This window comes from Treponema bryantii (genome assembly GCF_900113965.1).
Taxonomy (GTDB): Bacteria; Spirochaetota; Spirochaetia; order Treponematales; family Treponemataceae; genus Treponema_D; species Treponema_D bryantii_A.
On sequence record NZ_FORI01000003.1, the window covers coordinates 28104 to 43967 of the forward strand.

15 protein-coding genes are annotated in these 15864 nt (G+C 39.8%); 4 read left to right on the forward strand and 11 right to left on the reverse strand.

Going from position 1 to position 15864, the window contains the following annotated elements:
* Positions 1–41 precede the first annotated feature (41 nt).
* Positions 42–893: an RsmB/NOP family class I SAM-dependent RNA methyltransferase gene (locus BM161_RS04830; RefSeq protein WP_074930877.1), complete on the reverse strand. Its 852-nt coding sequence runs from the start codon at positions 891–893 to the stop codon at positions 42–44.
* Positions 874–2076 (reverse strand): glycoside hydrolase family 3 N-terminal domain-containing protein, encoded by a 1203-nt coding sequence (locus BM161_RS04835; protein WP_074930878.1) that lies wholly within the window; start codon positions 2074–2076, stop codon positions 874–876. Before BM161_RS04835 ends, BM161_RS04830 begins: the two co-directional genes overlap by 20 nt.
* A 238-nt stretch (positions 2077–2314) precedes the next feature.
* Here BM161_RS04835 and BM161_RS04840 point away from each other — a divergent pair, with 238 nt between their 5' ends.
* Both BM161_RS04840 and BM161_RS04845 read left to right on the forward strand, forming a co-directional pair.
* Positions 2315–3139 (forward strand): SDR family NAD(P)-dependent oxidoreductase, encoded by an 825-nt coding sequence (locus BM161_RS04840; RefSeq protein ID WP_074930879.1) that lies wholly within the window; start codon positions 2315–2317, stop codon positions 3137–3139.
* A gap of 15 nt (positions 3140–3154) precedes the next feature.
* Positions 3155–4594 carry a nicotinate phosphoribosyltransferase gene (locus tag BM161_RS04845; RefSeq protein WP_074931109.1) on the forward strand — a complete coding sequence of 480 codons (1440 nt, stop codon included), beginning with the start codon at positions 3155–3157 and terminating at the stop codon, positions 4592–4594.
* Positions 4595–4696: 102 nt separating this feature from the next.
* Here the strand turns inward: BM161_RS04845 and BM161_RS04850 are convergent, their stop codons facing one another.
* The 3 genes from BM161_RS04850 to BM161_RS04860 all read right to left on the reverse strand — a co-directional run bounded on the left by BM161_RS04850 (position 4697) and on the right by BM161_RS04860 (position 7245).
* Complete coding sequence (locus tag BM161_RS04850; protein ID WP_074930880.1) at positions 4697–5407, reverse strand: tRNA 2-thiocytidine biosynthesis TtcA family protein; 711 nt, start codon at positions 5405–5407, stop codon at positions 4697–4699.
* A gap of 78 nt (positions 5408–5485) precedes the next feature.
* Positions 5486–6523 (reverse strand): GGGtGRT protein, encoded by a 1038-nt coding sequence (locus BM161_RS04855; protein ID WP_074930882.1) that lies wholly within the window; start codon positions 6521–6523, stop codon positions 5486–5488.
* A 20-nt stretch (positions 6524–6543) separates the two neighbouring features.
* Positions 6544–7245 carry an iron-sulfur cluster assembly scaffold protein gene (locus BM161_RS04860; protein ID WP_022933257.1) on the reverse strand — a complete coding sequence of 234 codons (702 nt, stop codon included), beginning with the start codon at positions 7243–7245 and terminating at the stop codon, positions 6544–6546.
* A 203-nt stretch (positions 7246–7448) separates the two neighbouring features.
* On the opposite strand from BM161_RS04860, the gene BM161_RS04865 reads away from it, so the two are divergent.
* Both BM161_RS04865 and BM161_RS04870 read left to right on the forward strand, forming a co-directional pair.
* Positions 7449–8813, forward strand: coding sequence for a PP2C family protein-serine/threonine phosphatase (locus tag BM161_RS04865; RefSeq protein ID WP_074930883.1), 1365 nt, complete (start codon positions 7449–7451; stop codon positions 8811–8813).
* Between the two features lie 72 nt (positions 8814–8885).
* A complete protein-coding gene (locus BM161_RS04870) occupies positions 8886–10265 on the forward strand; it encodes a PP2C family protein-serine/threonine phosphatase (RefSeq protein WP_074930885.1) in 1380 nt (459 codons plus the stop codon).
* A gap of 1 nt (position 10266) precedes the next feature.
* Here the strand turns inward: BM161_RS04870 and BM161_RS04875 are convergent, their stop codons facing one another.
* The 6 genes from BM161_RS04875 to BM161_RS04900 form a co-directional block, all read right to left on the reverse strand.
* Positions 10267–10812 (reverse strand): hypothetical protein, encoded by a 546-nt coding sequence (locus tag BM161_RS04875; RefSeq protein WP_074930886.1) that lies wholly within the window; start codon positions 10810–10812, stop codon positions 10267–10269.
* Between the two features lie 234 nt (positions 10813–11046).
* Positions 11047–12312, reverse strand: coding sequence for an argininosuccinate synthase (locus tag BM161_RS04880; RefSeq protein ID WP_074930888.1), 1266 nt, complete (start codon positions 12310–12312; stop codon positions 11047–11049).
* Between the two features lie 107 nt (positions 12313–12419).
* Entirely contained in the window at positions 12420–13013 is a 594-nt protein-coding gene (locus BM161_RS04885) for a hypothetical protein (RefSeq protein ID WP_074930889.1), read from the reverse strand.
* A 19-nt stretch (positions 13014–13032) separates the two neighbouring features.
* On the reverse strand, positions 13033–14217 hold the full coding sequence (locus tag BM161_RS04890) for a VWA-like domain-containing protein (RefSeq protein ID WP_074930891.1): 1185 nt from the start codon (positions 14215–14217) through the stop codon (positions 13033–13035).
* Positions 14208–15260, reverse strand: a complete 1053-nt coding sequence (locus tag BM161_RS04895) for an AAA family ATPase (protein ID WP_074930893.1) — start codon at positions 15258–15260, stop codon at positions 14208–14210. The genes BM161_RS04890 and BM161_RS04895 overlap by 10 nt, the downstream gene beginning before the upstream one ends.
* A 13-nt stretch (positions 15261–15273) precedes the next feature.
* Positions 15274–15849 (reverse strand): hypothetical protein, encoded by a 576-nt coding sequence (locus tag BM161_RS04900; protein WP_074930895.1) that lies wholly within the window; start codon positions 15847–15849, stop codon positions 15274–15276.
* Positions 15850–15864 lie beyond the last annotated feature (15 nt).

A 15864-nucleotide genomic window follows, 5' to 3' on the forward strand; every position in this document is an offset into this window, starting at 1 on the left:
TGAATGATAATAAAAAAAAATCAAGGCTTTAGGTGTGATTTTTAAATCGTTTTTTCTTTTCTGATTATTGAAAAATAAATTGGACCTGCCCCATTCTGCTGATCTGGCATAATCATATAACCATATTTTGTCTTTTCAAAACCAGGCAAACTGATATCTGCAAAGTCAGAAATCTCAGAAATATCCGGTGAAGGTTCAATGAGAGTAAAGGCATCTCCTTCTTTATTAAACTTTTTGTAGAGACGCTCTATCATTCCATCATTTTCATCCGGACACAAAGCACAGGTTGAATATAAAAGGATTCCACCAGCAGAAAGAAGACGATAAGCCGAAGAAAGCAAAGCCCACTGCTCTGTCGTTACAGTTTTTATTCTGGATGGTGACCAGGAATTAAGATATTTTGGATCTGCAATTACGTGGCGTTCAGAAGAACACGGGGCATCAAGAAGAATGCGGTCAAAACATTCGCTTTGTCTTGTACACCAGGTAGCTCCGTCACTGCAGGAAGTTTTTACACGTTCTGAAATTGAAGTAGGAAGGCAGGTTTCTACAACTACGGCAAGTCTATGTTTTCTTTCCGGAGAACGTTCATTTGAAGAAAGGTGCGCATCTTCTGGCATTCGCGAAGCAAGCACTAAAGTTTTACCACCCGGAGCTGCACACAAATCAAGAATATCAGAAGCACCTTCAAGGGGAAGACACAAAGCTGCAAGTACTGAAGCACTGTCCAGAAAGTATGATTTTTCTGCTCCAGTAACATGATATTCAACTGAGCTTCCCTCGCCTGCAAACGCTTCCTTTAATTTATCCCAGCGTTCACCATAGAGGCCTTTATAATACTCTTCAAAACCTTCTGCACCAAAAAGTTTTGTTTTAGCGGATTCCTGCTTCATCTATTAAACCTGCATTGAGTTTGTATTTAATGATACGCGTAACAGCAGCATCAATCTTAGCGGCAAAATCTGAATCCTGCTTTGCCTTGCTGTAAAGAACTTTTCCGGCCTTTGCAAAGCGTTTTTCAGAAATCATAATACAGTCTACACCCGCTTCTACCGCACTGCAAGCGGCAACTTCCGGAGGATATCCGTTATCTGCAAGAGCGCCCATAAAAATATCATCTGAAAAAATCAATCCTTCATAACCATATTCATTACGAAGAATATCGGTTACCCAGACTTTGGAAAGACATGCCGGCACTCCATCATCAATTGCAGAAGTTCGTGCATGAGACATAAGAACTGCTGCAGGCTCAAGCTTTACCAGTTCCTTAAATGAAATAATACTCTTCTCAAGTTCTGATTTTGAAAGTTTGATTTCCGGAAGTCCTGTATGAGGGTCGGTATTTGTATTTCCAGGAAAGTGCTTTAATACTGTTGCAATTCCGTGATTCTCATAAGCGTTGATGCAGGCAGTACCATAGCGGATTACTTTTTCTACATCACCAAAGCTGCGGCCATCAAGAAACTCTGCATTATCTTCTGTACAAACTTCTACTACAGGAGCCAGGTTCATATCAAAACCAAGAGCTTTCATTGATTCCGCCTGTTGCGTATAAAGGCTGTAAGTTTCTGAAATATCATAAGTTTGAGCGACATTCTCATTAGACGGAAGCGCAGGATTAAGCTTTTTAAGTCTGTTTACCCAGCCGCCTTCCTGATCTACTGAAAGATATGGCTGAATATTTTTATACTCATCACAATAAATTCTGATTGAATCAATATAAGTTTTCATCTGCTCCGGTGTCTGAGCAATATTATAAGAAAAGAAAATATAACCGCCGGCAATAAGAGGAGTATCATCCTTAGTTCCATTCATTGCCCCAACAGTTTCATAAGAACGAAAACTAACGTTTCCTTCAAGATTTTCAATAAACATCTGAGCAATCTTCTGCTCCAGCGGCATACGTTCCACATAGCGCTGAATTGCAGCTTCACGTTCTTTCTTTATTTGATCTATATAAGTCTGAGTAACCATCGCCGCCTGATGCTGACGTATTTCTTTTTTGGTCTGCTTGTCTGTACAGGAAGTGAAAAGAATTAAGATGATTAAAGTTAATACCCACCATTTTTTTTTCATATATTTCTATTATATCAACAACTTAGTTTTTATGGAATTCTGGGGATACAGAAAAAAGCGGAGCAGAAAACACGCCCTCGAAACATTTGGTGCCGATACTGAAAATCTGTCCTCGCGAAAAATACAGAGCGAAGCGTCGAGGCACCTCGGTTTCGAGGGATGTTTTCTGCGGGAGCATTTTTTCTGTGTAAACTGAAGTATTTGTATAATCTACTGTTATTCTATATAATAGAAATATATGAAACGTATTGCCATAGTTACAGGCGCCAGTTCGGGACTGGGAGAAGAATTTACTCGTCAGGTAGTTGCAAATTATCATTATGATGAAATCTGGATAATTGCCAGACGCAGCGAAAAGCTCGAGTCCCTTGCTAAAGAATTAAACTCTACCCAAAACTTTAATACTGTTCGCCCTGTAGTTATGGATGTTGCGGGAAAAGAAGGCGTAAACAGACTCAAAGCTTTTATTGAAGCCGAAGAGGAACAGCTTCATAAAATTGAAAGCGGAATCGAAATCGGCTTACTTATCAATAATGCAGGTTTTGGAACTTATGGTCCGTTTGAAGAAACACCAATAGACCGTCAGATGGACATGATTGAGTTGAACTGTACTACAGTTACAGGAATCTGTGGAATCGTTCTTCCATATCTCACAAAAGACTCTGTGATTATTAACACCGCATCACTTGCAGCATTCTTACCACTTGGAAACTTTGCAGTTTATGGAGCGACAAAAGCCTACGTTCTGAACTTCTCTGTAGCACTTGCCGCAGAACTTCACGACAAAGGAATTAAGGTTTGTGCATTATGCCCGGGTTCTGTAAGTACAGAGTTTGCAAACGTAGCATCAAACGGAGCACGCCGTGAAGTAAAAGGTGGCATTCCACCACGCAAGGTTGTAGCTCAGTGTTTGAAACGCGCATTTAAGGATAAACGCTTATCGCTTTATCGTCCAAAATGGCGTATAACTGCGTTTATGAGTCGTTTCGTAGGTAGATATTTAGGAGCGAGATATACTTATTTATACAACAAGAGACCTTACAAACAGAATGACACAATATAAGGAATAATTATGAATATGATTACCAGTGCACTTTTTACAGATTTTTATGAACTTACAATGGCTCAGGGCTATTGGAAAGATAACATGAATCAGGAAGTAGTTTTTGATATGTTCTTCCGAAGAAATCCATTCAACGGCGGATTTTCTATTCTTGCCGGAAATGAAACTTTGATGGACGTAATCACTAACTTCCGTTTCAGTGAAGATGATATTAAATATCTTGCTGATCAGAAAATCTTTGAACAGGGCTTCCTTGACTATCTTAAAGATTTCCATTTTACAGGTGATCTTTATACCATGGATGAAGGAACTGTTATCTTCCCTCAAGAGCCTCTTGTACGCATTCATGCAAATCTTATTGAAGCACAGATTCTCGAAGCTCTTGTTTTGAATCACGTAAACTTCCAGAGTCTTATTGCTACAAAAACTGCCCGCATCTGGCTTGCTTCTAAAAAAGCACCTATTATGGAATTTGGTCTTCGCCGTGCACAGGGACCAGATGGTGGAATGAGCGCAACCCGTGCTTCATACATCGGTGGTGCAGCTGGTACTTCAAATACACTCGCCGGAAAAGAATACGGCATTCCTGTAATGGGAACTATGGCACACTCATGGATTATGTCTCACTCTTCTGAGCTTGAAGCATTCCGTGATTATGCAAAAATCTATCCACAGAATTCAGTTTTCCTTATTGATACTTATGATACTTTGAAATCTGGTATTAAGAACGCAATCATTGCTGGTGGCGAACTTGTTGAAAAAGGATATAACTTTGGTGTTCGCCTTGACTCTGGAGATATTTCTTACCTCACACGCGAAGTTCGTAAAGAACTTGACCGCGCAGGTTATCCTCAGGCAAAAATCAGCGTATCAAACGAACTTACAGAAGAAATCATTACAACTCTTGTTGCAAGCGGTGCTCCAATCAACAGCTGGGGTGTTGGTACTCACATGGTTACTGGTGGAAATGAATCTTCATTCACTGGTGTTTACAAGCTTGCAGCCCGTCATGACAAGGCTACAAATCAGATGGTTCCAGCAATGAAGTTCTCTGATAATCCTGCAAAAACTACAAACCCTGGAATCAAAAACGTTTATCGTCTTTATGATGAAAACGGAATGGCTCTTGCTGATATTCTTTCTCTTGAAAATGAAACACTCGAGGAAGGAAAAGAATACCGCTACTACCACCCGATGGTAGACTACCGCCAGTTTACATGCAAGGCTGCAAAGGTAGAACCACTTTTGAAAAAGAGACTCGAAAAGGGTCAGCGTGTAACTCCTCGCCTTCCAGACAGCGAACAGCTTAAAATCAGCCGCACAACAATGCAGAGCCAGCTCGAAAGCTTCGATGAGTCTTATAAGAGAATCTTAAATCCTCATATCTACAAGGTTTCTCTCACTGAGAAGTTGATGGAACTTAAGAAAGATTTTATTGAGAAGAATATCAGGTAACGAAGTCTGCGGTGGTTGAGTGACACGTAGTGTCGTATCGAAACCACCGCAGAACTCGATAATGGTGGTTTCGATACGCCTGCGGCTACTCAACCACCGTATTCAAGGCAGATAAAGCGGCTGTATGTTTCGCATCGAAGCAAACAGCCTCTCTTTTTTTGCCTGCGAGCCTTCGGTGAGTTCTTCGAGTTTATGGCGGGCTTCCTTTCGATCTGAGTTATCCTGATAATTACAGGTACAGGTAAAGCCTGCGTAGCCTTCTTCCTTTGCGTGCTCAATCAGCCGTTCTTCACTGACATAGCAAAGAGGACGCACAACGCTTACGGGAAACTTATCATACTTGAGCCTAGGCGGCATTGCAGCAAGCTCACCCTTATTTAGCATGTTCATCAAAAGAGTTTCAAGAATATCATCCATGTGGTGGCCGAGTGCAATTTTGTTATAGCCATTATCCAGCGCATAACTCAAAAGTTTAGAACGCCTTTGAGTAGAACACCACCAGCAGCTCATCTTCTGACCGGGCTTTACACGCTCAAGTACATTTACATTTATTGATTCAAAAGGAACATTCCACTCGCGGAACTTCGCCATAATCCCTTCTGGAAAGTCGGGCGCAAAATCACTCTTAATAAAAAGCGCCTTATACTTAAACCCGCAGTCCGGCCGACACGACCGCTCAGCAAAATATTCAATGAGCGCAGTAGAGTCTTTTCCCCCGCTTGCCCCAATTAAAATGCGATCGCCTTTTTCAATGAGATTATAATCAAAACATGCTTTGTCTATAAGACTGGAAAGTTTGGGTTGCTTTTTCATACACAAAAAAAGACACCTCCAAATGAAGGTGTCTTCGTTTATGGTGGTTTCGACAAGCTCAACCACCGTGTTGTTTAATTAGAATGAACCAGCTACAGCAACTGCACAAGCAACTGTACAACCGACCATAGGGTTGTTACCCATTCCCATGAAGCCCATCATTTCAACGTGAGCTGGAACTGATGAAGATCCTGCGAACTGAGCGTCTGAGTGCATACGACCGAGTGTATCTGTGAAGCCGTATGATGCTGGACCTGCAGCCATGTTATCTGGGTGAAGTGTACGACCTGTACCACCACCAGAAGCTACAGAGAAGTATTTCTTACCAGCAAGGAGACGTTCCTTCTTGTAAGTACCAGCTACTGGGTGCTGGAAACGTGTTGGGTTTGTAGAGTTTCCTGTGATAGAAACATCAACGTCTTCGTGCCACATAATTGCAACACCTTCGCGTACATCGTCAGCACCGTAGCACTTTACGATAAGGCGGTCTGGGTTAGATCCGTATGGAACTTCCTTTACAACCTTAAGAGCCTTGTCTGTACCTTCACCGTTGAAGTAGTCAAATTCTGTCTGAACGTATGTGAATCCGTTGATACGAGAAATGATCTGAGCAGCGTCTTTTCCAAGACCGTTCAAGATAACGCGGAGCTTGTTCTTACGAACTTTGTTAGCGTTAGCAGCGATTTTGATAGCACCTTCAGCAGCAGCGAAAGATTCGTGTCCTGCGAGGAATGCGAAGCACTGTGTCTCTTCTGAAAGAAGACGTGCACCAAGGTTTCCGTGTCCCAGCCCTACTTTACGGTCATCAGCTACAGAACCTGGAAGACAGAATGCCTGAAGTCCTTTACCGATGTTAGCAGCAGCGGTAGAACCAGTCTTGTCTCCTGTCTTTTCTGCTTCTTTGATTGCGATTGCAGATCCGAGTACATATGCCCATTTAGCATCCTCGAAACAAATCTGCTGTGTAGACTGACAGATTTCGTATGGATCGAAACCACGAGCCTTACAAAGGTCGCGAGCTTCGTTCAAACCAGCCTCACCTTCTTTAAAACCATATTCTTTAAGAGCCTTATTCACCTGAGGAATGCGGCCTTCAAAATCTTCAAATAATGCCATAATTCAATTTCCTCCTGTGACTATTCTTTACGTGGGTCGATAAGTTTTACCATACCCTGATCTGCAGTTACACGACCATAGTGTGTGCGTGCACCAGCGATAGCTTCTTCAGCTGGTTTTCCAGCCTTGAGAGCGTCCATAAGTTTACCAAAGTTGATACAGTTGTAACCGATAATCTGGTTATCCTTGTCGATTGCACAAGTTTCAACATATCCTTCTGTCATTTCGAGGTAGCGAGGACCTGTCTTGCGAGTAGCAAACATTGTACCTACCTGAGAGCGGAGGTTCTTTCCGAGGTCTTCAAGAGAAGCACCAACTTTAAGTCCGTCCTTAGAGTAAGCAGACTGTGAACGACCGTAAACGATCTGGAGGAAAAGTTCGCGCATTGCAGTATTGATAGCATCACAAACGAGGTCTGTGTTCAATGCTTCGAGAACAGTTTTTCCGATAAGGATTTCTGAAGCCATAGCAGCTGAGTGAGTCATACCAGAACAACCGATAGTTTCAACCAATGCTTCTTCAATGATACCTTTTTTGATGTTCAAAGAAAGCTTACAAGCTCCCTGCTGTGGTGCACACCAACCGATACCGTGTGTGAATCCAGAAACATCTTCAATTTTCTTAACCTTTACCCATTCTCCTTCTTCAGGAATTGGGGCTGGTCCATGATATGCGCCTTTAGCTAAAGGACACATGTGTTCCACTTCTGCAGTGTATGTCATATTTGCTCCTGAGTTAAAATAAATATATAGAATAAAATACCATTTTTTGTGGAATAGTACAATATTAAATTATGAAGGCTGAAAATCAATGAATTTATAACAGATTTTTATATCATCTACTGATTTGCTTTATTTCAAATCATCACGTATAATATAGTAATCATTTAAAAATAGTTGTCCACAAAGTAATAAGGATAACAAAATTGAAAATTAAAGACTTAAAAAAGAAATTTACCTCTTCCTTTATAATGCCTAAAGACTTAAAGCAAGGTATTATTTCTAAGAACCTGCATAGACTTGCACAACTCGAACAGATTTTATTCTCATTCGGTATAATCATGTGTATTGTCTCATTATTTCGATATTATCCTGATTACAAACCATATCTTGAAGATTTTATTTATTATGGCAGTTATATTTTTAGCAGCATTATAGTTTTTCTTGCAGCAATACGAATTACACATCACCCTGAATGGCCAATCTGGCGTCGTAATCAGCCAACTTATTTTGCAATATTTTTTCTTCTGGCCTTAAGCGTGTGGCTGCTGTTTACTTCAAGCACACCGCTTAGTTCCTACACAGTTTATGTAAACGTATGCATTATTGCAATTGTAATGCTTGCCGTAGAACCACTTTTCTTTATTCCTCTGCTCGGATTTTTTACAATTGTTATCTGCCTAAGACTTTATTCAATTGGCTCTGTTACCATGATTTTAAACATGTGTCTTACTGCAATCATTATGAGTATTTTGAGCCTTTTCAAATGGAACACTATCATTAAAGAGTTTACTCTGGATAAGGTTCGCACATCTCATCTTGAAACAATGGAAAAAGAAATTGAGCTTGCAGCCTTTGTTCAGGAAAGCTTTACAAAGAAGAAAATTCCAGAACTCGACAATTTTGAAATTTCCTATTACAGCAAGGCAATGTCGGGTGTTTCTGGAGACATGTATGATTTTTATACTAACGGCTCGATTTTGAAGGGTGTTGGTATTTTTGATGTTTCAGGCCACGGTATTGCTTCGGGGCTTGTTACCATGCTTGTAAGAAATATCTTCCAGCAGGAATTCCATCAGAATTATGATAAAGACCTTTATGAAGTAATGGAGATTATTGATAAGCGCATTAAAGATGAAAAGCGCAGTATTGAAAATTACCTTACCGGAATTCTTTTGAGAATTAATGACAGCAAGATTGAGATTGTAAATGCCGGCCACCCTGCTCCTATCATTTATAAAAAATCTGATTTTAACTGTTCTTTTTTTGATGAACAGAGAAAATATTCAAGCAGTGTAATTGGACTTCCTTCTGTAGATCCTTTCTTCCAGGAAGCAGAAATTACAATGCAAAGCGGAGACGAAATTATTCTTTATACAGATGGTGTTAAAGAAGCTCTTAATTCAGAACATGATGAATTTGGCAATGCACGTTTACTGACTTCAGTAAGAAATGCAGTGCAACATGATTTTGAAAATCAGATTCATTTAATGCTTTCTGATATGGGATTATTTACAGGTGAAGAATCTCAATCGGATGATATTACAATTGTTATAATCAAAAAGAAATAATACTTACTATATATAATAAGTAAGAAATTTGCTAATTCGATTAATCCATTGTAAAATGAAAAGATAAGATATATGAGTAATCCTTCGCATAATATTTTTAGAAGAATTAAACAGCACCTTGAAGATAAATATAAGGCGCCAGAAGAATGCAAACTCGCAATGGCAGATAAAAATCTGTCTACAATGTTCAAAGCCCAGACTATGCTCATTATTATGGGAGTTATAGGATTACTTTGTATTCTAATAATTCATCAAGGCGATTATCTTGCCTATTTACCACGCTTTATTTATTTTGCCATTTATATAGTTCTTGGTATTTTCTGTATTTTAATTTCAATTAAGCTGAAAAAAATTACTTTTACTCGTTCCCGCGTAAAAATGGTTCCAACTTATTTTCTGTTTACATATCTGATGGCATTTCCAATGTTTATCTTATTTTATGAACATGACATTTTTAATGCGATGATTGTTTATGCCTGCATTACTGTAAACTTTCCCGTATTCTTTGATATTTCACCGGTAATCTTCTGTTCTGTTGTAACTGCAGAATCTATTGCCTTAATGCCTCAAATTATTGAAGAATACGATATGTTTGTTGCAATGGACTCTGTTATCTTTGTTTTGATTCTTTACTTTCTTTCTTTTAAGCGCTGGGCAACAGAAAAAGATAACTTCCTTCACCATCGCAGTGAACACGAATACAAAGAAAATATTGAAAATGAATTAAGACTTGCTCAGGTTGTACAGCAGAGCTTCTTTAAGCATAACGAAACTATTTATGATGAATGGGCTATTTCTTACTACAACAAACCTATGGCCGGAGTTTCCGGAGACTTCCTTGATATTTACAGTACACAAAATACTCTGGATGGTATTGGTATTTTTGATGTGTCGGGTCACGGTATTGCATCGGGACTAGTAACCATGCTTGTTAAAAACATTATCTTCCAGGAATTCTATAACGGAAGAAAAGATAAGCTTAAGTCTATCATTGACCGAATTAATATCCGCTATATAAAAGAAAAAGGAAATATTGAAAACTACCTTACCGGTATTATCACACGCTTAGACGGAAACAAGGTTGAGTTTATAAATGCCGGTCATTCAATGCCAATTTATTACAGTGCAAAAGAAGACTCAGCAAACTTTATAGAAGACGATAACACAGCCTTTGGTGCTATTGGACTTCCAGATCTTCCTACAAACTTTATTTCTCACACAATTGAAATGGAACGTGGTGATGAGCTGATTTTCTTTACTGACGGTGCAACAGAAGCGGTAAATAATAATGATGAAGATTTTGGAAAAGACAGACTTTTAAAGTCCATTTTCAGAAATGCAGACCGACCACTTACAACACAGGTAAACTGCATTGTAAGTGATATTCTGACCTTTATTGGAAATAAGCCTCAGAACGATGATATTACTATCATCATTCTGAAGAAGAAATAAATTAGAAGTAGTAGCCGGCTCCCAGTTTTAACATAGCGGTTGAAGGTAAACTTGCTTCCAGAAAAATATTAAAATCTTCGAAATCAAATTTTAAACCTAAAAGCGTAACATCAAAAATCGGGGTGATTGAATCATCATCTATGAACAGCACTCCACCACTCAATGCATGGTAGAACTTAAAGTGTGTCCAGCCGTATTGAGCAGTTACTTTGAGCTGTGCAGATATAAGATTCATCGGACCTACTCTTTCAAAATTAAGGAAACCGCCAAGCCCCAGGAAATCTATAAGAAAGAGATTATAGCCTAAGTTTATAGAAAACGCTTCAAAGGGTTTATCCTCCTGTGTGGCTTCCTCTTCTTTCAAAGAATTTCCAATTGCATCTGTAATTGCAAAGGCAAATCCGCTTATTAAGCCAATGCCGGAAACCGTTCCGATGCTAAGATATGCTTCATTTTTAATTTCTGAGTCACGCTTGCTGGTCTCTTCACAAAAGAGATTTCCAATAATAAGGGAGAAAATAAATAAAATCACAATAAGTCTTTTCATAATGTTATCCTCCTTATAAAGATGTCTATATATATTAGACAGTTTACACCAATAATTATGTTACTTAAAAAGAGATTTGTAAAATAAAAAAAGCGAACTGCTGTCGCAGCTCGCTTTTTAACGGTTCTTCGATTTTAGGCTGCTCGCATAGTCTCGCAGCTTGAGCCGTTTTTTCGATGAACCTAAAGCGACCCGCTGTCGCAGCTCGCTTTTTAACGGTTCTTCGATTTTAGGCTACTCAGTTGGGCGCTTCTTGAGGTTCTTGCTCTCGGCAATTGCCTGGCCTTCACCTACAGTCTGCTCCATCATAGCGCGAACTTTAAGTGGAAGTCCTGCCAGTGTAATGAAGCCCTGAGCATCTTTATGATTGTAAAGTTCACCAGTTGTGAATGAAGCAATTGATTCGTTGTAGAGGCTGTATTTTGATCCAGAACCTGCACCACGGATTGCACCCTTCACTACCTTTACCTTTGCCCAACCTGTTACAGTTTCTTCGGCTTTATCCATAAATGCCATACAAGAATCCATAAGAGTTGTGAACCACTTTCCTTCATAGATAAGTTCTGCCATGCGGAGGCTTACCTGCTGCTTGTAGTGATATGTTTCGCGGTCAAGACAGATGTGATCCATCATTCTGTGAGCGAAGTAAAGGATTGCTCCACCCGGAGTTTCGTAAACACCACGGCTCTTCATACCAACAAAGCGGTTTTCACAGATATCAACAAGACCAACACCGTTGCGTCCGCCGATTACGTTGAGCTCGTTCAAGAGGTCAAGAGAGTTCATCTTCTTGCCGTTGAGTCCAACAGGAATACCCTTTTCAAAATCGATAGTTACATATTCACCGTCGTTTGGAGCTTCCTCTGGAACAGTTGTATTTTTAAGCATGTGCTTGTAGTTAGGCTCGTTTTCTGTCTTCTCGAGTTCGAGACCTTCGTGGCTGAGGTGCCAGATGTTCTCATCGCGTGAGTAAGACTGATCCTTTTTCATTGGAACTTCAAGTCCGCGGTCTTCAAGGTATTTGATTTCAGCTTCGCGGCTGTCCATATTCCATTTGTCATCACGCCATGCAGCAATTACTTTGATATCTGGAGCAAAAGCCTTAATTGCAAACTCAAAGCGGACCTGGTCATTACCTTTACCAGTAGCTCCGTGACAGATTGCAACTGCTTTTTCCTGACGTGCATATTCTACTAAGATTTTTCCGATAAGAGGACGTGCTGTTGATGTACCCAAAAGATATTCATCTTCATAAACAGCATTTGCCTTAAGAGCAGGCCAGATGTATTCTTCAATATATTCCTGACGAGCATCTACAACATAGCAGGCAGTAGCACCAGTTTTGAGTGCACGGGATTTAATTGCTTCCCAATCGTCTCCCTGTCCAACATCAATACAAACAGCGATTACATCGTAATCATAGTTTTCTTTAAGCCAAGGAATGATAACAGTAGTATCAAGTCCACCAGAATAAGCAAGAACAACCTTATCTTTTGCCATAATATCCTCCGAGGTGGTTTCGATACACCGCTTCGCGGCACTCAACCACCTTATTTTGCATAAATATACAGAAAATATATATCTTTATGCAAAAATATGCAAGATATTTAGAGGATGGCGTTGATTTTTTGTATAAAATCTAAATCTGTGAATGTGATTGTTGTATTATCTACAGGAAAAGACAGGGTAAAAGTCCCGTTTTCAGAAGGTTCAAGCTTCCACGGACGATTTTTTGGAATATGTACTGATGCATAAGCTTTTATAAATTCCATTGCGAGCTTCTGACGGCGCTCCGTGTGTATCTTATTTTCAAGAGTCTGTGAAAGTTCTTCAAGGTAAGAAGGAAGATGAGAAAGAAACTCATCAATTTCTGGAAGCGGATTATACGGGAACTTTGCATCGCAAAGTTTAACGTAATCACTTCCGTTCTTTTGCATGAGGCTTCCTTTTATTGCAGACTGAATGTAGAGGCGGAGCTTTATATTTGCAGTAAGGGCAACTTCGAACGTACAGTATGAAAGGGAATATTCTGTGGTGATATGGAAAGAAGAATGAGATGCTTTGAATTGTTCGAAAGCATCCTTACAGTTTTCAAGACGAAGAGGCTCAGCATTTGTGCGAACCATATTCTTGTGCTGAATGTGAACAAAATGTTCTTTCCAGAAATCAGCTTCGTTATCTATATATTTTTGTGATGACATATATTCCTCTCTTTTTTACTTATGGTAAAAATGTTGCCCAGTTACCTGAAAGATTTTCTATCCACCAGCGGGATTTTTCATAGGCAAGACGGCTGTCTAATATCCAGAGAATTGTAGCAGATTTATTGAGCTTTGGAACATCACCTTCCCCATCTGTAAAAATAATCATTCCTGAATACTTATTTTGATTTTCAATGAAGTAATCAATCGGCGGCTGAAAGTTTGTTCCTCCGCGGCCAGTAATTTCTTTTAGATCAAAATTCTTTGAGAACTTTACAGGAGTTGTGTTTTTAAGATTCACATCAAAGAAAATCAAATCTATATTTTCAATAATCCGCAAAAAGAAAAAGTTTTTGATGGCATGATAAAAGCGGTTGAAACTTTCATCTGTAATTGAACCACTCACATCTACAGCAATGAGAATATCGGCCTTGCGTTCATAGCGGCTGCCCATTGCAGAAAAACCGTAACGGCGGCTTGGCTTCATGCGTGTAAGGCGGCGGTTTGCACTTACAATATTTGCACGGAACTTTGTGAGGGCACGGCGGTAATCAAAAGAAAAATCTATATCAGCCTGAAGTGTGCGCTGCAGGTTGCCGCCGGTTTCGCCCCAGCCTTCTTCAATTTCTGCTTTTTTGATTTTATCATTTATTTCATTCTGGGCATTTTCATCTTCCTGCCAGAGTTCAGAACTGTCTGTAATTGCAGTCAAATCATAATCAGAAAGAGCACCCTCACCTGTTGCTTCTCCTCCGCTGGAACGTTCACGAATTATTTTTAAGATTCTTTTATACCATTGTTCATAGGTAAGGTCTTCTGTAGAACGCAGGAAATCTCGTGCAACAAAGCTCTTAAGATAAAGCATTCCCGTAGTTTCTATTCCGCTTTTAGGAGTAAAATATTTTGAAATTACAATATCACTGGCAAGCAGCATGGCAGTAGGATTTGCCTTATGAGGCTGGCGAGCATAGGGATGTTTTAAGAGAATTCTGTAAGCTTCAATTTTCAGAAAATCTGTAAGCTGGTCATCTGAAAGCTCGCTGGTAAGTTGACTGGAAAACTCTATGCAGTGATGGCCCGTTCTTAATGGGATTGAAAGTCTGTCATTTAAAACAAGACTGTGCGTTGTCACTACAGAGAAAAGAAGAGGTTCGGTAATAAACCAGTTTTGAATTATATTTTTGAGGCGGCTTTCTACGAGCATAGATTCAGAAGCTTTTCGTACAAAGAAGGCGCTTTTTCAACTATAAAGTTTAAAGCCGCAGGGTATCGTTCTGCAGAAACCAGACTTGCAAAATGTGACTGTAGTTCTTTTTTATTATTCGAGCCAAGCCAGTCATAATAAACGTTGAGGTTTGATGCCACAGAAAGGTCTGCACTGGATGCATTTTTTTCCAGCCAGCGGAAGATTGCTTCGTTGAGCTGGGTAAATTCTGTAAAACTTAAATCAGAAAGCAAGGTTGTGGCTTTTGAAAGATCTCCGCCAAGAAGATTTCCCATTGAAGGAATATGATGAGAATTTACAAATTCAAAGAAACTTGCAGTAGCACGATTTCCCACAATTCCAGAAACCATAGACTGAACAAGTTCATCTAGTTTTGGGAACTTTTCAATTACTTTTGAAGTGCGTTCCCAGCTTCTGCGGTCTGGAGAACGTTCAAGATTTTCAGAGTTATAGTTTTCATCTCCATCGAGGAACTCAGGGTTTTCATCAATAAAGGAAATGATTCTTGAGTCCAGTGAGGCCCCGCGCGCCCACTCGAGCCAGTCTTCTACACTCGGAGCAAACTCATAAATATTAAAACGGCTCACAAGCGCGGGGTCAAGATCAGTGAGCTGGTATTCGTTTCCGCCATTAACAGCACTGATAATTCGGCTGCCTTTCGGAAGGCTCTTCCCGGCCAGTTTACGGTTCAAGGTCAAATCCATTACAGTCTGAAGAACCTCTGGGCGGGCCCTGTTCAACTCATCCAGAAAGAGAACTACAGGCTGGCCGTCAGTCGGAAACCAGTACGGAAGCATAAACTCTGTACGGCCAGTGGTCTCATCAAGGTGAGGAAGTCCAATTAGGTCGCCGGGATCACTCATCTGACCTAAAAAAAGAGTGACAACTTTTTCGCCGCGTTCCTCAAAAAAATCTTCAAGGATACGCGACTTACCAATTCCATGCTTTCCCACAAGCATAATATTCTGCTCTGCGGGAGTATTCTCTAAAATGAATCTGAGTTGAGAAGAGTTTATTTTCATTATGAAAAACAGTCTACTTTATTATGCGGATATTATCTACATAAAAATGAGATTCTTTCATAAGAACAGCTCCACTGTCGTTACTGATGGAAATACGGCGAACATCATTAAGTCTTTCCGGATGCGCTGAAAGATCAAATACAAAAGTATGAACACCAGGATAAAGATTATAATGTTCAAGGCTCCACCAGTTCCAGCCATCAGTTGCCTGAATTACAACGTTGATATTGTATACATAGTTTTCCGGATTATAAAAATCCATAACAAGATATCTTGCGCCGGAAATATCGTTTGTACCGTCATAGAACCAGATTGCAGATTTTGAAGAATCCTTATCCATCACTTCCATAGTCATTTCAAGAGAGTGTTTTCCTTCAGAAGCCCAGTCTCGAGAAATATTTGCACCGGTTGAGATTTTATGAGAACCATACTGATCCCAGTCAAAACCAGCCCATATCCAGTAGTTTCCTTTTTCAAAACCATCAAAAAGTTCCTGAGTTCCCTCTGGAATTTCAGGGTCAGCCGGTTGTGCAAAAGCCGCTGCCATTGAAAGAAGAAATATTGTAAAAATAATAAAAAGCTTTTTCATATCAACTACCCCCAT